This is a genomic window from Solihabitans fulvus (assembly GCF_008386585.1).
In the GTDB taxonomy this organism is placed as follows: domain Bacteria; phylum Actinomycetota; class Actinomycetes; order Mycobacteriales; family Pseudonocardiaceae; genus Solihabitans; species Solihabitans fulvus.
On record NZ_VUOB01000010.1, the window covers coordinates 350,662 to 370,093 of the forward strand.

The 19,432-nt window shown below is 72.1% G+C and carries 18 protein-coding genes; 4 read left to right on the forward strand and 14 right to left on the reverse strand.

The annotated features are described in order from the left end of the window. Positions 1-13: 13 nt before the first annotated feature. From F0L68_RS07280 to F0L68_RS07295, 4 genes are all read right to left on the reverse strand, one after another. Entirely contained in the window at positions 14-970 is a 957-nt protein-coding gene (locus tag F0L68_RS07280; protein ID WP_149848665.1) for a Ppx/GppA phosphatase family protein, read from the reverse strand. A 111-nt stretch (positions 971-1,081) separates the two neighbouring features. Further along, complete coding sequence (locus F0L68_RS07285; RefSeq protein ID WP_149848666.1) at positions 1,082-1,762, reverse strand: winged helix-turn-helix domain-containing protein; 681 nt, start codon at positions 1,760-1,762, stop codon at positions 1,082-1,084. Beyond that, positions 1,759-3,042 (reverse strand): sensor histidine kinase, encoded by a 1,284-nt coding sequence (locus tag F0L68_RS07290; RefSeq protein ID WP_149848667.1) that lies wholly within the window; start codon positions 3,040-3,042, stop codon positions 1,759-1,761. Before F0L68_RS07290 ends, F0L68_RS07285 begins: the two co-directional genes overlap by 4 nt. Positions 3,043-3,233: 191 nt before the next feature. Then, the gene (locus F0L68_RS07295; RefSeq protein WP_149848668.1) at positions 3,234-4,115 is read right to left on the reverse strand and encodes an oxidoreductase; all 882 of its coding nucleotides are present in this window, start codon (positions 4,113-4,115) and stop codon (positions 3,234-3,236) included. Between the two features lie 98 nt (positions 4,116-4,213). On the opposite strand from F0L68_RS07295, the gene F0L68_RS07300 reads away from it, so the two are divergent. Continuing rightward, positions 4,214-4,861, forward strand: coding sequence for a response regulator transcription factor (locus F0L68_RS07300; RefSeq protein WP_149848669.1), 648 nt, complete (start codon positions 4,214-4,216; stop codon positions 4,859-4,861). A gap of 49 nt (positions 4,862-4,910) precedes the next feature. On the opposite strand, the gene F0L68_RS07305 is transcribed toward F0L68_RS07300, so the two are convergent. The 10 genes from F0L68_RS07305 to F0L68_RS07350 form a co-directional block, all read right to left on the reverse strand. Then, positions 4,911-5,660: a phosphoglyceromutase gene (locus F0L68_RS07305; RefSeq protein ID WP_149848670.1), complete on the reverse strand. Its 750-nt coding sequence runs from the start codon at positions 5,658-5,660 to the stop codon at positions 4,911-4,913. A 24-nt stretch (positions 5,661-5,684) separates the two neighbouring features. Beyond that, positions 5,685-7,265, reverse strand: a complete 1,581-nt coding sequence (locus tag F0L68_RS07310; protein ID WP_306463145.1) for an AMP-binding protein — start codon at positions 7,263-7,265, stop codon at positions 5,685-5,687. 393 nt (positions 7,266-7,658) lie between these two features. Next, positions 7,659-8,612, reverse strand: coding sequence for a DUF4349 domain-containing protein (locus tag F0L68_RS07315; RefSeq protein ID WP_149848671.1), 954 nt, complete (start codon positions 8,610-8,612; stop codon positions 7,659-7,661). Between the two features lie 45 nt (positions 8,613-8,657). Continuing rightward, entirely contained in the window at positions 8,658-9,254 is a 597-nt protein-coding gene (locus F0L68_RS07320) for a type III secretion system chaperone family protein (protein ID WP_149848672.1), read from the reverse strand. Beyond that, positions 9,251-10,534, reverse strand: a complete 1,284-nt coding sequence (gene mshA / locus F0L68_RS07325) for a D-inositol-3-phosphate glycosyltransferase (protein ID WP_149848673.1) — start codon at positions 10,532-10,534, stop codon at positions 9,251-9,253. Before mshA ends, F0L68_RS07320 begins: the two co-directional genes overlap by 4 nt. Further along, the gene (locus tag F0L68_RS07330; protein WP_149848674.1) at positions 10,531-11,370 is read right to left on the reverse strand and encodes an alpha/beta fold hydrolase; all 840 of its coding nucleotides are present in this window, start codon (positions 11,368-11,370) and stop codon (positions 10,531-10,533) included. The genes mshA and F0L68_RS07330 overlap by 4 nt, the downstream gene beginning before the upstream one ends. A 152-nt stretch (positions 11,371-11,522) precedes the next feature. Continuing rightward, on the reverse strand, positions 11,523-12,698 hold the full coding sequence (locus tag F0L68_RS07335; RefSeq protein ID WP_438672254.1) for a L,D-transpeptidase: 1,176 nt from the start codon (positions 12,696-12,698) through the stop codon (positions 11,523-11,525). 295 nt (positions 12,699-12,993) lie between these two features. Then, the gene (locus tag F0L68_RS07340; RefSeq protein WP_149848676.1) at positions 12,994-14,889 is read right to left on the reverse strand and encodes an LPXTG cell wall anchor domain-containing protein; all 1,896 of its coding nucleotides are present in this window, start codon (positions 14,887-14,889) and stop codon (positions 12,994-12,996) included. A 169-nt stretch (positions 14,890-15,058) separates the two neighbouring features. Beyond that, on the reverse strand, positions 15,059-16,090 hold the full coding sequence (locus F0L68_RS07345; protein ID WP_223198560.1) for a chymotrypsin family serine protease: 1,032 nt from the start codon (positions 16,088-16,090) through the stop codon (positions 15,059-15,061). A 114-nt stretch (positions 16,091-16,204) separates the two neighbouring features. After that, a complete protein-coding gene (locus tag F0L68_RS07350) occupies positions 16,205-17,335 on the reverse strand; it encodes a UDP-N-acetylmuramate dehydrogenase (protein WP_149848677.1) in 1,131 nt (376 codons plus the stop codon). On the opposite strand from F0L68_RS07350, the gene F0L68_RS07355 reads away from it, so the two are divergent. The 3 genes from F0L68_RS07355 to F0L68_RS07365 are packed head-to-tail and all read left to right on the forward strand — an operon-like array spanning position 17,322 to position 19,430. Beyond that, positions 17,322-17,828, forward strand: coding sequence for a DUF2505 domain-containing protein (locus tag F0L68_RS07355; RefSeq protein ID WP_149848678.1), 507 nt, complete (start codon positions 17,322-17,324; stop codon positions 17,826-17,828). The two genes, F0L68_RS07350 and F0L68_RS07355, sit on opposite strands and share 14 nt — an antisense overlap. Then, positions 17,828-18,661 carry a class I SAM-dependent methyltransferase gene (locus tag F0L68_RS07360; RefSeq protein ID WP_149848679.1) on the forward strand — a complete coding sequence of 278 codons (834 nt, stop codon included), beginning with the start codon at positions 17,828-17,830 and terminating at the stop codon, positions 18,659-18,661. The genes F0L68_RS07355 and F0L68_RS07360 overlap by 1 nt, the downstream gene beginning before the upstream one ends. Before the next feature lie 10 nt (positions 18,662-18,671). Continuing rightward, positions 18,672-19,430, forward strand: coding sequence for a maleylpyruvate isomerase N-terminal domain-containing protein (locus F0L68_RS07365; protein ID WP_149848680.1), 759 nt, complete (start codon positions 18,672-18,674; stop codon positions 19,428-19,430). Positions 19,431-19,432: the final 2 nt, after the last annotated feature.

A 19,432-nucleotide genomic window follows, 5' to 3' on the forward strand; every position in this document is an offset into this window, starting at 1 on the left:
TGTGTCCCGTCGGTCATGTGGTCCCCGTGCCAGTCTGGTGCGAGCCGTTAGTCTGGTCCAGCCGGCGCAGGATGACACCCTCCCGAAGCGCCCAGGGGCAAATCTCCAACTGCGTGAGTGACAGGGCGGTCATCGCCGCCTCCGCGACGAGGGCGCCAGCGACGAGCTGATGTGCCCTGCTCGGGCTGACCCCCTCCAGTTCCGCGAGGTCGGCAGCGGACATCCTGGACACGAACGCGATGAGCTGGCGCAGTCCCGCGTCGGTGAGCACGCGGCGGGTGCGCGGGCCGGCCGAGGACGGCGCCGCGCCGGTGAGCCTGGCCAGCGTGCGGAACGTCTTCGAGGACGCCACCACGCGGTCCAGCCCGCCTGCCTTCGGCAGCTTCCTCGCCACCGGGGCCAGCTGCTCGGCCAGCCACTCCCTGGTCTCGGCGACCTCGTGCCGGCTCGGCGGGTCGTGCCGGAACCTGGTCCTGGTCAACCGGCCGGCGCCGAGCGGCACCGAGAAGGCCAGTTCTGGATCCTCGTCGCGGCCGCAGGCGAGTTCGAGCGAGCCGCCGCCGATGTCCAGCACCAGCAGCTGTCCCGCCGACCAGCCGTACCAACGGCGGACCGCGAGGAAGGTGTAGCGCGCCTCGTCCTCGCCGGAGAGCACCCGCAGCTCGACACCGGTCTCCCGGCGGACCCGGTCGAGCACCTCGGCCGAGTTGCCGGCCTCACGCACCGCCGAGGTCGCGAACGCCATCAGGTCCTCGCAGCCCAGCCGGGCCGCGGACGCCTTGGTCGCGGCGACCGTGCGGACCAGCCGGTCCGCGCCGGACTTGCTGAGCTGGCCGTGCGGGGTGATCTGCTCGGCCAGCCGCAACATGGTCTTCTCGGACGTCATCGGCGTCGGGTGCGCACCCCGATGAGCGTCCACCACCAGCAGATGGACGGTGTTGGACCCCACGTCAAGCACCCCAAGGCGCACGCGGAGCACCGTACCTTGCCGCAACCACCTCGTATGCGTTGTGCCGAGTTACGGCGTCCGGTCGGCGCAACGCGCGTTGATCCCTACAGGGCAGAACGCCGCCAGTGTGATTCAGGACTCGAACTTGTAGCCGAGGCCTCGCACGGTCACCAAATGCCTCGGAGCGGACGGATCGGGCTCGATCTTGGACCGCAGCCGCTTCACGTGCACGTCCAGGGTTTTCGTGTCGCCGACGTAGTCGGCGCCCCACACGCGGTCGATCAGCTGCCCCCTGGTGAGCACCCTGCCGACGTTGCGCAGCAGGTACTCGAGCAGGTCGAACTCCTTGAGCGGGAGGCTGACCTCTTCGCCGTCCACGGTCACCACGTGCCGCTCGACGTCCATCCTGACCGGCCCGGCCTCCAGCACCTGCGGCAGCAGCTCCTCGCTCTCCCCGCCGCGCCGCAGCACCGCCCTGATCCTGGCGATCAGCTCGCGCGCCGAGTACGGCTTGGTGACGTAGTCGTCCGCGCCGAGTTCGAGCCCGACGACCTTGTCGATCTCGCTGTCGCGCGCGGTCACCATGATCACCGGCACCGCGGAGCGCTGCCGCAGCTGCTTGCACACGTCGGTGCCGCTCATGCCGGGCAGCATCAGGTCGAGCAGGACGATGTCGGCGCCGTTGCGGTCGAACTCCTCAAGCGCCTCCTGCCCGGTGATGGCCACCGCCGCGGTGAAGCCCTCCTTGCGCAGCAGGAAGGCGAGCGGGTCGGCGAAGGACTCCTCGTCCTCGACGATGAGAACCCTGGTCACAGCGCTCCTCCATGTTCCGAGCTGCCGAGGTTGTCTGTGGCGACCGCCGGGCTGGTCGCCCGGCCGCCGTTCCCGTCCGCCGCCGTCTGCACGAGCGTCGTTGGGTTGATGCGGAGCGCCGCGCCGTCAATGGCACCGCCGGCGCCGCCGTGTCCGTTGTCGGACGCCTGCGCGAGCCGCGCCGGGATCCGCAGGGTGAAGGTGGAGCCGGTGCCCGGCTGGCTCCACAGCTTCACGCCGCCGCCGTGGTTGGCCGCGACGTGCTTGACGATGGCCAGGCCGAGGCCGGTGCCGCCGGTGGCCCGCGAGCGCGCCTTGTCGACCCGGTAGAACCGCTCGAAGACACGCTGCTGCTGGTCCTCGGCGATGCCGATGCCCCGGTCGGTGACGGCGATCTCGACGTACCGGCCGTTGAGCCTGCGGCTGATCGACACCGGGCTGCCCGGCGGCGAGTACGCGACGGCGTTGTCCAGCAGGTTGCTCAGCGCGGTCACCAGCAGCGTGCGGTCGCCCTCGACGAGCAGCTCGCTCGGGCCGTCGGTGGCGATCTCTATCCCGGCCGCCTCGGCGGCCAGCCGCGACCGGCTCAGCGCCTCCCGCACCACCGCGTCCACCTCGACGGTGTTCAGCTCGGGGAGCTTCTCCGCGCCCTGGAGCCGGGACAGCGCGATCAGCTCGGTGACCAGCTGGCCGAGCCTGGTCGCCTCGCGGAGGATCTTGTCGCTGAACCGGCGCACGTGCTCCGGGTCGTCGGCGGCGTCCAGCACGGCCTCGGCGAGCAGGGCCATCGCGCCGACCGGGGTCTTGAGCTCGTGGCTGACATTGGCCACGAAGTCGCGCCTGGTGGCCTCCAGCCGGACGGTCTCCGACTCGTCGGAGGCGTCGACCACGGTGAAGCCGTCGCCGAGCACGCGGACCTCGGCGAGCACGGCTTCTGGCTGGCGGCCCTTGGCCTCCAGCGGCGACAGGTCGACCTGGACGGCCTCGCCGGTCTCCGCCACGATCTCGGCGGCCTTGCGGGCCCGCGCGTCGACGCGGTTGTTCCGCACGACACCGAGTTCGGTGGCGCGCGGGTTGTGCAGGACGACGTCGCCGAAGCTGTTGAGGACCACGACGCCGTTGTGGGCGGAGTGCACCACGCGGTGCACGAGGTCGGCGATGGTCAGGCCGGACGGTCGATGGGCGGCGCGGCGGGCGAACAGCCTGCCGGCCACAAGACCAACGACCGCGCCGATCAGCAGGACGCCGATCGACAGGGCGAGGTAGCCCGATGCGGTCACGGCGGCATCGTAAGCAGCCAACGGGGCCCACGGCCTAGCCCGCTAGGCGCAACCGTGACGCCAGTGACACCGTGGCGGCCTCTTGTTCCACCGCCGGCCAACCTCAGTTCACTCAATCGTGTCCATTCGCGACGGTCGTGCGCCCCCTCCGACACGGTCAACGCGTCGGAGGGGGCGGACGTTCCCTCGACTCAGTCGGTCTCGGCGGCGTTCAGCTCCGCGAGGTCACTTTCGGTGAGCGCGAGCGTGCCGGCGGCGATGTTCTCCTCAAGGTGCGCGACCGAGGAGGTGCCGGGGATCAGCAGCATCGCCGGCGACCGCGCCAGCAGCCAGGCGAGCGCCACCTGCCGCTCGGTCACGCCGTGCCGGGCGGCCACCCCGCCGAGGCGGTCGTGGTGGATCGGCGCGAACCCGCCGAGCGGGAAGAAGGAGACGTAGGCGACGCCCTTGGCGGCGCACTCGTCCACCATCTCCGAGTCCTGCTGGTTGGCGATGTTGAACAGGTTCTGCACGCACCCGACCGGCGCGATGCCCTGCGCCTGGGCGAGCTGCGCCGAGGTGACGTTGCTCACGCCGAGGTGCCGGATCAGGCCCTGCTGCTGGAGCTCCGCGAGGACCGTGTACGGCTCCTCGATGTCGGTCTCCTCGGGGCCATGCACCCCGCCGACCCGCAGGTTGACCAGGTCGAGCCGGTCGACGCCGAGCCGGCCGAGGTTGTCGTGCACCGCGCCGCGCAGCTCGTCGGGCGCCAGCGCGGGGAGCCAGGCGGCCTGGTCGTCGCGGCGCGCGCCGACCTTGGTGACCAGCACCAGGTCGTCGGCGTAGGGGTGCAGCGCCTCCCTGATCAGCTCGTTGACCACGTACGGGCCGTAGAAGTCGCTGGTGTCGATGTGGTTCACGCCGAGCTCGACGGCGCGGCGCAGCACGGCAAGCGCCTGGTCCCGGTCGGCCGGCGGGCCGAACACGCCGGGCCCGGCGAGCTGCATGGCCCCGTAGCCCATCCGGGTCACCGGCAGGTCGCCGCCGAGGTTCCAGTTGCCGGCTGCCGTCGCGGTGAGGTTCTTCGTTGTCATGCCAGTGAATCTGCCAATCCGGGCAACCGCACGCACGCGGTTGGCCAGAAATGGCCAGTCGTTGACCCCGGACGGGGTACCGCGCAGACTTGACGGCGATGAACATCGCAGACCAGGTCGTGGTGATTCACGGCGAGCAGGAGCTCTACGCGCGCACCTCGCACCTGTTCGCGGCCGCCCACGAAGAGGTCTCCTGCGCGGCGAACTCCCTGTACAGCTGGGCGGTGGCGCGCGGCAGGGTGCGGGCGGACGGCGGTTACCCGAGCTCGATGCGGATCCGCAAGCTCTACCGGCCGGGCATGCTGCTTGAGCCGGCCTCGGTGCGACACGTGCAGATGGTCGCCGCGCGCGGCGCGCAGGTGCGGATCAGCTTCACCGAGCTGAACGAGACGGTCCTGATCGACCGCGAGATCGCGATCCTGGCGGGCGACGCCTCACACGGCCCGCGCAGCTTCACCGTGATGCGGCTGCCCGAGGTCGTGCAGGGCGTCAGCTCGCTGTTCGAGGCGGCCTGGCTGGCCTCGGGCGAACTGGACACCTACGACCGCGAGCTGGCCGAGCTCCGCCCCCTGGCGCCGCGCATCGTGGAGGCGCTGAGTTCCGGCTGCACGGACGAGACGGCCGCGCGCGGCCTCGGGCTGTCGCTGCGCACCTACCGCCGCCGCGTGGCCGAGCTGATGGACACGCTCGGCGCGGAGTCCCGCTTCCAGGCAGGCGTCCGGGCCAGGGAGCTACGCCTCATCTAAATGCGCACAGGACCGGCCAAGGGCGTGTCCCTTGGCCTTGACCGTGCGGCTAGCGGCCCTGGTTGGCCACGGCCTTGATGGCGTCGGCGGCCGCGGCCGGGTCGAGGTAGGTGCCGCCGGGGTTGGTCGGCTTCAGCTGCTCGTCCAGGTCGTAGCGCAGCGGGATGCCGGTGGGGATGTTCAGGCCGGCGATGGCGTCGTCGGAGACGCCGTCCAGGTGCTTGACCAGGGCGCGCAGCGAGTTGCCGTGCGCGGCGACCAGCACGGTCCTGCCGGTGCGCAGGTCGGGCACGATGGCCGACTCCCAGTACGGCAGCAGCCGCGCGACGACGTCCTTGAGGCACTCGGTGCGCGGCGCGTCGGCGCCGAGGTCGGCGTAGCGGGGGTCGCTGTCCTGGCTGAACTCGGTGCCGAGCTCGATCTCCGGCGGCGGGGTGTCGTAGGACCGGCGCCAGAGCATGAACTGCTCCTCGCCGTACTCCTCAAGGGTCTGCTTCTTGTTCTTGCCCTGCAACGCGCCGTAGTGCCGCTCGTTGAGCCGCCAGTCCCTGCGCACCGGGATCCAGTGCCGGTCGCAGCCGTCCAGCGCGAGGTTCGCGGTGGAGATCGCCCGCCGCAGCAGCGACGTGTGCAGGATCTCGGGCAGCAGCCCGGCGTCCCGCAGCAGCTCGCCGCCGCGCCGCGCCTCCGCCTCGCCCTTCTCGGACAACGGCACGTCCACCCAGCCGGTGAACAGGTTCTCGGCGTTCCACACGCTCTCGCCGTGGCGGATCAGCACCAGAGTTCCGACAGCACCCATGCCGGCAAGCCTGCCACACACCGATCAGCGCGCCCTGAGCTCCCTGCGCAGGATCTTGCCCGACGCGGACTTGGGGATCGCGTCGAGGAACTCCACGAGCCTGACCTTCTTGTGCGGGGCGACGCGTTCGGCGACGAAGTCCATCACCTGCCGGCCGTCCAGCCCGGGCTCGCCCTCCTGCCGGACCACGAACGCCTTGGGCACCTCCTCGCCCTCGCTGTCGGCGACGCCGACCACGGCGGCGTCGGCGATGCCGGGATGGGTCAGCAGCAGCGCCTCGAGTTCGGCGGGCGGCACCTGGTAACCCTTGTACTTGATCAGCTCCTTCACCCGGTCGACGATGGTGATGAAGCCGCGCTCGTCGAAGACCGCGACGTCGCCGGTGTGCAGGTAGCCGTCCTCGTCCAGGGTGGCGGCGGTGGCCTCGGGGTTGTTCAGGTAGCCCGTCATGACGTTGGGGCCACGGCACAGCAGCTCGCCGCGCTCGCCGACGCCGAGGTCCTCGCCGGTGGCCGGGTCGATCAGTCGACATTCCAGGTTCGGGATGGGCACGCCGCAGGTGCCGAGCGGCACGTCGGGCCGCAGGTCGGGGATGACGTGGCTGACCGGGCTCAGCTCGGTCATCCCGTAGCCCTGGTGGACGATGCAGCCGAGCCGTTCGGCCACCGCGCCGGCCAGCTCCTCGTCCAGCGTGGCCGCGCCGCAGAACAGCAGCTGGAGCGCGGACAGGTCGTAGTCGTCGACCATCGGGTGCTTGGCGAGCATGACGGCGACCGGCGGCGCGATGTACACCCGCTCGGTGCGATGTCGGGCGATCACCCCGAGGAACGCGGCGAGGTCGAACCTCGGCATGGTCACCACCGTCGATCCGGTGTGCAGGCCGTGGTTGAGCACCGAGTTCATCCCGTAGATGTGGAAGAACGGCAGCACCGCGAGCACCCGGACGGCCCGGAACAGCTCCAGCGCCGGGGTGGTCTGGCAGAGGTTGGCAACGAGGTTGCGGTGGGTCAGCATCACGCCCTTGGCGCGGCCGGTGGTGCCGGAGGAGTAGGGCAGCACGGCCAGGTCGACGGCGGGGTCGATGCGCACGTCCGGCACCGGCGCGGTGCTCGCGAGCAGATCGTCGACGGTGGGGCGGCCGGGCGCGGTGTCGTCGGCGAAGAGCAGCACGACGTCGGCGATCCCGGCCTCGGCGGCGGCGGGCTCGGCCGTGCCGAGCAGCGCGGCCACGGTGAACAGCAGTTTCGCGCCGGAGTCGGCGAGCTGGGCGGCGATCTCGTGCGCCGTGTACAGCCCGTTGATGGTGGTGGCGACCGCGCCTGCGCGCAGGACACCGTGGTAAACGACGGCGAACCTCGGCGAGTTCGGGCAGAGGATGCCGACCACGTCGCCCTTGCGGATGCCCCGCTCGGCCAGCGCGGCGGCCACCCGGTCGACGGCCGCCGCGAGTTCCGCGTAGGTCAGCGCGGCCCCGCTCACCCCGTCGACCAGTGCCGGTCGGTCGGCCCGGTCGCCGAGATCGGCGAACAGAAAGTCGGGCAGCGACACGTCTGGGATCTCGACATCGGGATAGGGGCTGCGGAACACCAAGGCGACCTCACTCACTCGCTGTGCGGCTGATTCCCGAACGAATGGCGAGTCCCATCGTGATAGAGGCCACACGACAGGGTCAAGCAGGGCCGAATACCTACTGACACGTTACTTACCACCGCTAAATACACTCGAATGGAGTAGTCGGAGAGCCTTGTGGTCACGTCGGCGAATCTGCCAAGTTGACAGGGCTCTCGCGGACCGGCTCCCACGCACTCCCCGGCCCGCGCGACGCACCTCGCGGTCCGTCTCCCCCGTCGGACCGCGCCCGCTCGGACACCAGGGCTCCCCCGTCCTTGGGTCCGTCGCAGCGGGGACCTGACGCGGGGCGGCTTGAGCTCGCGACTCCCCCTCTCTCCCAAGCCGCCCCGCGCCCCCCACCGGGGGATGCGCTCCGCACACGACGGGTCACTCCTCGGGCATGGGCTCCTCGGCGAGTTCCGGCGCTGGCCCGTCCGCGAACGCCGGCACCAGCCCGCGCCGCCGACGCCGCAGGAACAGCACCGCAGCCACCGGGACGCCGAGCACCACCAGGAACGGCAGCGCGGCGCCGAACGCGACGACCAGCACCCGCAGGGCCGTCAGCAGCGCGTGCCAGCCGCCGGCGAGCGCCCCGAGGAACCCGACCGACTGGGCCGAGTCCGCGGGCGGCGCCCCGTCGGGCCTGCTGATCGACACGACCACCGTCGACAGCGCGACCTGGCCGGCCAGCGCGTCGCGCCGGTGTTGCAGCGACTCGAGGTCCGCCTGCCGGCGGGTCAACTCGTTCTCCACCTGGGCGATCTCGGTGACCGAACCAGCGCGCTCGTAGAGCCCCCGCAGCCGGTCGACGCTCGCCTGCTGCGTCTTCAGCCGCGATTCGATGTCGACCGACTGCTCGGTGACGTCCTCGGACTTCTGCTGGCGGTGGGTGACCGTGGCGACCTTCCCGAGCCCGTCGAGCACCGCGTCCAGCTTCTCCGCCGGCACCCGCAGGGTGACCGTGGCGTGCTCCTGGTCGGAGTTCTCCTCCGCCTCCTGGCCGCCGGCGTTCCTGGCGACGTCGATCGCCTTCGCCAGCGTGCCGCTCACGTTCTGGTCCCGCAGGTCGACCTGCGCCGAGCGCACGATCTGCCGGTTCACGGCCACGACGGGCTGGGTGGCCTGCGCCGCGTTGGCGCCCTGCCCGGCCGCGTCCGACTTGGCCATCCCGGCATTGTTCTGCGGCTGGCCGTTGGGCTGCCCCTGTGCCGGGGCGGGGGCCGGGGCCACCGCCCGCTGCGCGGCGGTCGAGGACCCCGAGTCCGCGCTGTTCGCGCACCCGGCCAGCACCCCGACCAGGAGTAAGGATCCGATCGCTCCGGCAATGCCTCTGCTCGTCATGGCGGGAGGACGAAATCCTCCGGCACGGCCGTTGCGCGGTTCAGATCACGATTGGGACAGACCCTCGGCGCTCGGCCCGCTGGTCCCCGGGCCTTCGGCGCTCGGGCCGTCGGCGCTCGAACCTTCGGTGCTGGGGCCTTCCGTGCGGCCGTGGCCCATCAGGTGCGCGAACGCCGTCAGGTTGGCCAGCGACTCGCCCCTTGACTCGCGCCACTCCCACTCGCGCCGGATCGCCCCGGCGAACCCGATCTCCAGCAGCGTGTTGAAGTCGCCGTCGGCCGCCTCGACCACCTGGCCGAGCAGCCGGTCCAGCTCGTCCGGCGTGACGGCGTGCAGGCCGATCCGGCCGACCAGGTAGACATCGCCAGCCGGGTCGATCGTGTAGTGCACGCCGTAGAGCCTCGCGTTGCGGCGCAACAGGAAACGGTAGAAGTCCTGGTGCGCCTCGTCGGGCTGCCGGCAGACGAACGCCTCGACGAGCAGCGCGTGCCGACCGACCACCAGCCAACAGTTGGTCTGTAGCTTCTTGACGCCGGGCAGCGTCACGAAGAAACGCCCTGACTCCTTGCGGTCATAGGAAAGCTCGCGTTCGTCCAAAGCGGACTTGATGGTCGCGTCGAGCTCGGCCAGCTGGTCGGTCACGTCAGCACTCCCTCGGTCGCGAGCGAGGCCCGGAACGCCGCCGCCGCATCCACGTAGCCCGCCAGCAGGGCGTCGGTGGTGCGGTCCCAGGAGAACCGCCGCGCGTGCGCTGCCGCGTTGGCGGACAGCTCCGCACGATAGCCGGGCCGCAGCGCGATCCCGGCCAGCGCCGTGGCCCAGTCGCCGGGTTCGTGGCTGCCGACCAGCGTGCCCGACACCCCGTCCGCGACCGCCACCGGCAGGCCGCCGACCGCGGCGGCGACCACCGGGGTGCCGCACGCCTGCGCCTCGAGCGCGACCAGCCCGAACGACTCGTTGTGGCTGGGCACCGCGACCACGTCGGCCGCTCGGTACACCGCGGCGAGCGCCTCGCCCGGCTGCGGCGGCAGGAAGCGCACCACGTCCGCGATGCCGAGCCGACCGGCCAGCTCCCGCAGCGCCCTCGGCTGCTCCATGCCGTTGCCCGACGGCCCGCCGACCACCAGCACCACCAGCCGGGACCGCAGGCCGGGGTCGCGGCGCAGCAGCTCGGCGGCCGCCCGCAGCAGCACGTCCGGGGCCTTGAGCGGCTGGATGCGGCCGGCGAAGGCCAGCACCACGGCGTCGCTTGGCAGGCCGAGCGACGCGCGGGCCTGCGCGACCCCGCCCGGCGTGAACCGCTCGAGGTCGACGCCCGGCGGCACGACCGCGACCTTGCCGGGATCGGCGTCGTAGAGCCGGACCAGCTGGGCGGCCTCGACGTCGGTGTTGGCCACCAGCCGGTCCGCCTCGTTGACCACCTGCTGCTCGCCGATGACCCGCATCCTCGGCTCCGGCGCGTCCCCGTCGGCCAGCGCGGCGTTCTTCACCTTCGCCAGGGTGTGCGCGGTGTGCACCAGCGGCACGCCCCAGCGTTCCCGCACGAGCCAGCCGACCTGCCCGGACAGCCAGTAGTGCGAGTGCACCGCGTCGTAGTAGCCCGGCGCGTGCCAGGCCTCGGCGCGCAGCACCCCGGCTGTGAACGCGCAGAGCTGGCTGGGCAGCTCGGTGCGGTCCAGGCCCTCGAACGGGCCGGCGACCACGTGCCGCACCACCACGCCGGGCGCGAGCTCGGCGACCGGCGGCAGGTCCGATGAGGTGGCCCTGGTGAAGATCTCCACGGCGACGCCGCGCCTGGCCATCCTGGTCGCGGTCTGCACGATGTAGACGTTCATGCCGCCCGCGTCGCCGGTGCCCGGCTGTTCCAGCGGCGAGGTGTGCACCGAGAGGACGGCGACCCGGCGGAGCTGACCCGCGATCACGACACCACCGTCCGCGCGCAGCCGGCGGCGAACTCGGCGACCGCCGCGTTGAACTCGGCGGGACGCTCCACGAAGGGCAGGTGGCCGACGTCGTCGAACCAGCGCAGCCGCGCGCCGGGGATCGTGCCTGCGGCGAACTCGGCGGCGGCCGGATCGACCACGGCGTCCAGCCTGCCGTGCAGCACCAGCGTCGGCAGGTCCAGCGAGCCGAGCAGGTCGGCGCTGTCGACCTCGCGGCGGAACAGCGCGGACCGCACCCTCGGCGGCACCCGCAGCGTCGCGCCGAGCAGCCGCTGCGCGCGTTCGCCCGGCAACGGGGACGCGGCGATGCCCTCGGTGAAGCCGAGCAGCGCCGGCACCGCCTCGGCGGGGTCCTCGGACAGCGCGGCGGGCAGCGCGGCGCGCATCACCGCGCCGACCCTGCCGCCCGCGCGGCCCCTGCCCAGCTCGATGATCGCGCCGACCAGCACCAGGCCGGCCACCGACGCGGCGCCGTGCGTCCGCAGGTAGTCGACGGCGACGAGGCCCCCGTAGGACCAGCCGACCAGGACCGAGGGGGCGCCGACCTCCGCGAGCACGGCGGCGAGGTCGTCCGCCCACACCCCGGCGTCTGCGTAGCCGTCCTCGGGAGCGTCGGAGTCGCCGTGGCCGCGCAGGTCCACCGCGACCAGCCGGTAGCGCTCGGTCAGCGCCTCGTCGGCGAACTGGTCAGCCCACACCTCGCCGGACTGGGCCCAGCCGTGCACGAACACCACGCCGGGCGCGCCGACCGGCCCGGCCTCCCGCACAGCCAGCCTCGTGCCGCCGGCCCCGGTGACATGTCGGTACGTCCGCACGTACTACCAACCTTGCCGAGAAGGGACATTGATGGATAACAACGTCGTGGGCGGCCGGAGTCTTCCCCGAGGACGCGATGACCCGTGACACGCCACCGGCCCGGCGCGCGGTGCGCCGGGCCGGTGGGGTGTTGCGAGGGAAAAGACGGAGGTCAGCTGGCCGAGAGCGTCTTCCACTGGGACCACGGGATCTGCCAGTCGTACCAGTCGTACTTGGCCGGCAGCGTGGTGATCGAGCCGGTCACCTCGACCGGGTCGCCGATCAGCGAGCTGTCGTAGTAGGCCTTCGCGTCGGCCTCAAGCAGGTTCGCGCAGCCGTGCGAGCTGTTCTTCTTCCCGATGTTGGCCGCGTTGTCGTTGTTCTCGTGGATGAACTCGCCGTGGTTGGAGAACCGGACCGCCCACTTCTTCACCACGTTGGTGTAGCCGTACTGCGGGTTGTCGAAGCTCCACTTGGCGTCCTTCTGCATGACCACGAAGGTGCCGTTGGGCGTGGTGCGCTCGGCGTCGTTGTCCAGGCCGAAGCTGGCCGGGTAGCTGGCGGTCTGGTGGCCGTCGCGCAGCACCACGAGCTGGTGGGTCGGCACGTCGATCTTGACGACCTGGTTGCGGCCGATGGTGAAGTCGCTGGTCAGGTCGTCGACGCCGTACGCGCCGTCGCCGTAGGCCACGCCGTAGAGCTTCGCGTCGACGTGCACCTTGGTGTTCTCCGGCCAGTACTTCGACGGCCGGAAGTTCACCTGCTGCGGGTTGAGCCATGCCCAGGTGCCGTCGGACGCCGGGGTCACCGAGAGCGCCTTCTGCGCGGCGACGCGGTCCTTGACCGGCTTGTCGAACTTGACGCTGATCGGCATCGCGACGCCGACGGTCTGGTTGTCGGTCGGGTTCACCGTGGCGCGGATCTTCGCGGTCGGCGTCAGCGTGGTGAACGCGCCCTTGAGGTCGGCGGTCTTGTTGTCGGTGCCCGTCGCCTTGCCGGCATAGGTGTAGGTCTTGCCGTAGCCGAGCGACTCGGTGGAGGTCCAGGTGTGCTTGTCGGCGGCGATCTGGCCCTGGATGGCCTTGCCCTCGGGGTTGGTGACCGAGACCTCGGTCAGGGTGCCCTCGGCGACGCTGACCTGCACAGGCACGTTCACGGCGACGTCCTTGGCCCCGTCGGCGGGCACCGCGGTGAACTTGGCGACCGGGGCCGCCTCGGCCTTGCTGGTGTTCCCGCCAGCCGACCCCCCGCTGCCGGACTTGCCGTCGCTGCCACCGGAGCACCCGGCGATGAGCGCCAGACCGGCGACGAGGACGAGGCTCATCCCCACCACCCGGCGTCTCGCCAGGAACCCTCTGCCCGCTGCCTCCACCATGAACCTCCAACGCCGTTCGGATGCCGGAACCGCGCCGGCCACCCGCCCCCTCGGCGGACACCAGCTTGTTTCCCCCACAAGTACAAGACGTTTCAAGGAGCGTCCGGTATGCGGAGTAGGTACGTGATGCTGGTCATACCTATGCGCAGCGGCAGGTCCGCGAGCTGGACGTGCCCGAACCGTGACCAACCGGCGCGGGTGCGGGGTGGTTTCGGCACCCCGCACCCGTCCGTTCGGGCAGGTCGGTCGATCGCGGTCGGTCAGTCGGTCAGGAGGTGACGCGCCGCCGCCGCGCGAACAGCACCGCGCCGAGGCCGGCGGCCAGCACGGCGAGGCCGCCGACGGACAGGCCGATCACGCTCGCTCCGGTGTTGGCGAGGGTGGTGGTGTCGTCGGCCGGCTTGGCCGTGTTCGCGGCGACGTCGGAGACGTTGGCCACCGGCTGGACCGGCTGCTGCGTCACCGGAGCAGGCGGCACGACATCGGTCTCCGGCACATCCGGCCCCGGCTTGAACCGCATGTACTCCTCCCCCTGGCACTGGTACGTGCAGGTGCCGACGACGGCGTACTTCCACTGGTCGGCGTACGCCCACGGGCCGAACACGCGCACCTCGTAGAGGCCGGGCGGCAGGTCCTTGAAGACGACCCGCCCCTCGGCGTCGGCCATCGCCTTCGCGACCACGTTGCCGCTGCCCGGGTCGACGAGGCCGACCTTGACGTTCGCGATCTCCTCGCCGGGGTCGAGCGTGTAGTTGTCGTTGCGGTCGTAGAAGATCCGCAGCTTCTTGTCCGCGTGCGGACCCGGCACCTTGGCGGAGACGAACACGGTGGGCCCGCCTACGGGGCCAGGGCCGCCCGGACCCGGCTCGAACACGGCGTCGACGCTGACGTAGCCGTACTTGGTCGACTCCTGCGGCACGGTGCCGGTCACGTCGAACACGCGCGTCTCGCCGGCGTTGAGGGTCACGCCTGGTCCGTTGTCAGCGAACTGGGTCCAGTCCATGTAGCCCCGCAGGTGCTGCGGCGCGCCGCCGTAGCCGTCGAAATAGCCCCTGATGCCGGAGATCGTGACTGTTCCCGTGTTGGACAACGTGATCCTGACGTGCGCGGTGTCGCCGGGCTGGTAGGTGTCCTTGTCCAGCTCCAGCTTCGCGTGCAGCTGGTCGGAGAGCGGACGGACCGTGCGGAGCCGCAGGTTCGCGCTCCGGTCACTGCCGTCGACCTCGACCGTGGTGCTGCCGCTGCCGGACGGCTGGATCCAGCCGTCCGGCAGCTGGTTGACGTAGAGCGAGTACTGCTGGACGGGCAGGTTCGGGATGGTGAACCGGCCGCTCGCGTCCGTGATCGCCTTCGGCGAGTGGTCGCCGATGGTCCCGGACACCGCGACCTCGACGCCGGCCAGCCCTTCGCCCTCGTCGAAGGTCCCGTTGCCGTTCCGGTCGCCGAACACGATCCCGCTGGCAGTTCCCTTCGCCGAGGCGGGGTCGACGATCGGAAGGGTCAGCTCGGCCACATGGTCCTGGTACGGCCGCACGTCGTTGTGGGCGTTCACGGTGTACCGGACCCGAGGCAGCCCCTGGTTCCAGTAGCTCACCTTGCCGATCAGGTGGTAGACCCGGCTGGCGCCCGCCTCGATGGTGACACCGTGGTCGTCCGGGCCGGTCGCCTGGAAGCCGTCGTAGGAGGTGTAGGACACGTACGAGCCGGACACGCCGGAAGCCCAGCCGCCCACCTCGGTCGCGGCGGCGGTGCCCGTGTTGGTGACGGTCAACGTCACCGAGATCGGGTCGCCAACCAGGACGGGATGCGACGTGTCGACGGCGGCGCTCAGGGTCACGTGCGCCCCGGTCGGCAGCGCGTCGGGCTGCTTCGGCGGCGCGCTCTGGCTCGACTGCTCGGCCGACGGCGCACTCGATGCGGTGCCGCTCGACGGGGTGCCACTCGACGGCGCACTGCTCGACGGCGCACTGCTCGACGTGGCTCCGGTGGAGGGCGCGCTGCTCGACGGCGCGGCGACGGCACTGCTGCTCGGCGCGGCGGACTGTTCGGTGGACGGCGCGGGATCGGCGAACGCGGCGGGCGCGATCAGCGCCCCGCCGAGCGATAACGCCAGGGCGAGCGCGCCGCAGCGCCTCGCCACCCTGCCCAAGGGTCGTCTGGACATACGGAATTTCCCCCATATGAAGGGCCGTGCCCCGACGCGCGACCGCCCCCCGACAATCACGCGGAGCGTCTCGAGTACGGCCTCGGATTTGTCTGAACCAGCGGACCGTATCGACACACACGGTTCTCCCAGGCAGTCGTGATCAAGCCGCAACACGCAGTCAGCTGGCTCAGCTGACGAGGATGTCCACGTCGAGCTCGTCGAGCACCCTGGCGATCGGGTTGGCGAAGCCGTGCGTGCCGGCCGCGTTGCCGGCGAAGTAGAGCCCGACGATCCGGTTCGCCTCGTCGACCAACACTGACCCCGAGTCGCCCCGGTCGCCGAAGCCGAAGCCGGGATCGGCGGCCACCCTCAGCTGGTCGCGCAGGGTCCGCACGCCGATGCCGTCGCCGAAGTCCACCGACAGCGTCAGATCCGTGGACACCACGACGCCTGCCGTGAGTGCGGTAGTGCGGCCGCGCTTGCGCACCCTGGCGCCGACGTCCGCGACCGCGTGGCCGCGGACCGGCCCGATGTCCACGATCGACGGCTCGTACCGCACGGCCGGGTCGAGCAGCAGTGCCGCGCCGTTCACCGCGCCGGACAGCGCGGCGCGGGCCAGCGTGCCGAGCACCGTGCCCGAACACGAGCCGCCGTCGACCCTGGACGGGTGCGCCATCTCGTCCCCGACCATCCACGCGTCGTCGACGCAGGCCACGTGGAAGTTGGTCAGCGCCATCACCTGCCCGAGCCCGGTGCGGTCGGTGACCAGCGCGCCGAGCGTCCCGACGATGACGTAGTCGCCCGTCTCGGGCGCGTCCGGCGGCACCAGCCGAATCGACCGGCACGGCCCGACGCTGATGCCGCCGACCACCACGTCGTGCCGTTCCGCGCCCAACACCGGCACGGCCAACGGCGGACCGTCCACCGGCGGGCCGTCCGCCGACAGCAGGGCCCGGTGCAGCACGACCTCGTCCTCGACCACGTCGACGGGCACGCCGCGCACCGCGGCCGGGATGAGCTGGCCGGCCGGCACCCTCTCGCGCGGCAGCTTGGCCAGCACGGACACCACGATGGCGGGCTGCCCGGTCTCTCGGCCGGCGACGGTCCGCCTGCCGATGTCCACGGCGACCACGCCCGGCAGCGCGAGAAGATCGTCCTCGACCTCGTGCTTCACGGCTCGGATCGCGCGGCGCAGCCGCTCCTGACGGCGGTTGGTCACGGCGACCTCCTCGACCTGATGAAGCCCCCACCACTATCAAACACGCGTGGTCAGGCCAAGGTCACTTGGAGTCACCCATTCAGCGGTTCAACCGGACAGGACAGCCGGAACTGCCTAGATGACGCAGCCGACCAGCACCGGCTCGGGGTGCAGCTCGACCCCGAACGCCTGGCGCACGCCGTCCCGCACCTCGCGCGCCAGCTCCAGCAGGTCCTCGGTGCTCGCCGAGCCCCGGTTGGTCAGCGCCAGCGTGTGCTTGGTCGACAGCGACACCCGGCCGCCCGGCCCGAGGTGCCCCCTGCCGAAGCCGGCGCGCTCGATCAGCCACGCGGCCGACAGCTTCACCAGGCCGCCGTCGGCGGGGTAGCGGGGCACCTGGACGTCCTCGCCGAGCCGCCGCGCGATCCTGATCAGCACGCCGGACAGGGTGGCCTGGTCGAGCACCGGGTTGGTGAAGAACGAGCCGGCGCTCCAGGTGTCGTTGTCGGCCTCGTCGAGCACCATGCCCTTGCCCCGCCGCAGTTCCAGCACCGCCTGCCTGGCCAGTTCGGCCGGCACCCGGTCGCCGGCCGCGACCCCGAGCACCCGAGCCAGCTCGGCGTACCGGATCGGCGCGGACTCGCCGCCAGCGGTCAGCGCGAAGCGGGCCCGCAGGACCACGGCCGAGTCGGTGCCCTTGAGCCGGCTGGTGCGGTAGTCGAGGCCGAGCGAGCCGGCCAGCACGTGGTGCACCTGGCCGCTGCGCCGGTCGAGCAGGTCGACCGACGTCAGCACCTCGGCGACCTCGACGCCGTACGCGCCGACGTTCTGCACCGGTGTCGCGCCGACCAGCCCGGGAATGCCGGACAGGCACTCGAGGCCGCCAAGCCCCTGGCTGACCGCGTAGGCCACCACGGTGTCCCAGCTCTCGCCCGCCTCGACGGTCAGCTCGACCCTGCCGTCGCCGACCCGGTCGATCTGCCGTCCCGTCGAGGCGACCTGCACCACGGTGCCGTCGAAGCCGCCGTCCGCGACCACGAGGTTCGAGCCGCCGCCGAGCAGCAGCAGCGGCTCGCCGTCGGTGTCGGCGGCGCGGACGGCCGCCACCACCTCGGCGGCGCTGGCGGCGCGGACGAACCTGGTGGCCGGACCGCCGAGCCGCAGCGTGGTGCACTCCGCGAGTGGCACTGCGGCGCGCGCCTGAGCACTGGACAACGGGGTGGTCACGGGCGTCAACGGTAGCCTCCGCGACATGGCACGCCGCATCGAGCACCTGACCACGGCCTCGTGGCCAGCGGACCGAGTTCACCACGCCCTGGTCGACCCGACGTACCTGCGCGACAGGTTGGCGGCGATCGGCGGCGTCGGCGCCGAGCTGGTCGCGCACAACGCGGCCAACGGGACGGTCGCCTACCAGCTTCGGCAGGGCGTGCCGGCGGCCGAGCTGCCGTCGATGGCGCGCAGCTTCCTCGGCGGCGACCTGGTGATCAAGCGGGTGGAGACGTGGCGCACGGCCGGCGACGGCTACGAGGGCACGTTCGAGGCCACCATCAACGGCGTCCCCGGCGAGGTGACCGGCACGATGAGCCTCGCCGACACCGGGTCGGGCGGCAGCGAGCTGGCGCTGCGCGGCCAGGCCAGGGTGGGCATCCCGCTGGTCGGCGGCAAGTTCGAGGAGCTGATCGTCGAACAGGTCGGCAAGCTGCTCGACAAGGAGGCCGCGTTCACCATGAGCTGGCTGGCCGAGCACCCGTCCTGATGGCCCGCAAGCCCCGCCTCGCGGCCGGTCGGGCGCGCGCGCTCGGCCTGCCGACCAGGGGCACCACCAACCAGAACCGGCTGCGCAGGGTGGACAGGTGGCTGGTCGGCACGCCCATGGTCGCGCAGGCGCTGCGCGCGTCGGCCGACCCGCTGGTGGTCGATCTCGGCTACGGCGCGTCGCCGGTGACCACGGTGGAGCTGGCCGCGCGGCTGCGCGCGGTGCGGCCGGACCTGCGCGTGCTCGGCCTCGAACTGGACCCCGAGCGGGTCGCGGCCGGCGAGGCCGCCGCCGACCCGCCGAGGCTGGAGTTCCGGCGCGGCGGGTTCGAGCTGGCCGGCCGGCGGCCGACGCTGCTGCGCGCGTTCAACGTCCTGCGGCAGTACGAGGAGGCCGACGCGCTGGCCGCGTGGGCCACCATGCTGGCGCGGCTCGCGCCCGGCGGGCTGCTGGTGGAGGGCACCTGCGACGAGATCGGCCGACGGTGCTCCTGGGTGACGCTCGACGCGACCGGGCCGCTGACGTTCACCCTCGCCTGCCTGCCCTCCGACCTTGACACCCCATCCGACCTGGCCGAACGGCTGCCCAAGGCGTTGATCCATCGCAACGTGCCCGGCGAGCGGGTGCACGCGCTGCTGGCCGAGCTGGACGCCTGCTGGGCGACCTCGGCGCCGTTCGCGCCGTTCGGCCCGCGCGCCCGCTGGGTCGAGTCGGTGCGGCTGCTGGCCGAACGCGGCTGGCCGGTGCTGGACGGGCGGCGGCGCTGGCGGCTCGGCGAGGTGACGCTCGACTGGTTCTGCGTCGCACCGGAAATCCCCGGCGCCGATCACTAGGGTTGGTCCCGTGGAACACGCGGACCTTGTGCGACAGGTGGAGATCCAGGCTGCGGCACTGCGGGCAGCCGTGCTGGCGGCCGGGCCGGACACGTCCGTGCCGACCTGCCCCGGCTGGACCGTGCAGAAGCTGGTCGCGCACGTGGCCAGGGTGCACGGCTGGGCGGCCGAGGCCCTGCGGACCAGCCCGACCGCGCCGGTGCCCGACTTCCCCTCCGCGCCGAGGGACTGGGACGAGTTGCTGGCGTGGTGGGACGAGCGGCGGGACACGCTGCTCGACCGGCTCCGCTCGACCCCGCCCGACGCGCCCGCCTGGACGTTCAGCTCCCCGGACGGGCCGTCGTTCGCCGGGTTCTGGGCCCGCCGACAGGCCCACGAGACGGCCGTGCACCGGCTGGACGCCGAGCACGCGCTGGCCGGCAGCGACAACCCGTCGGTCCTGCCGACGCTGCTGTTCGAGCCCGAGTTCGCGGCCGACGGCATCGAGGAGATGCTGTTCGACATGATGCCTCGGGTCCGCTCGCACTGGGCCGAGTCGCCCGCGACCGGCCGGGTGCTGCTGCACGCCGCCGACGTTGGCCGCGCCTGGGAGGTGCGGTTGGCGGCGGGCGAGCTTCCCGAGGTCGGGCCGACGCGGGACTCCGCCACCACCGAGGACGCCTCGATCGTCGGCACCGCCGACGCCGTCTACCGGGCCACCTGGGGACGCCCGAGCACCGCGGTCCGGACGGGCGACGCGACGCTGCTCGCCGCGCTCCGCACGCCCTGACC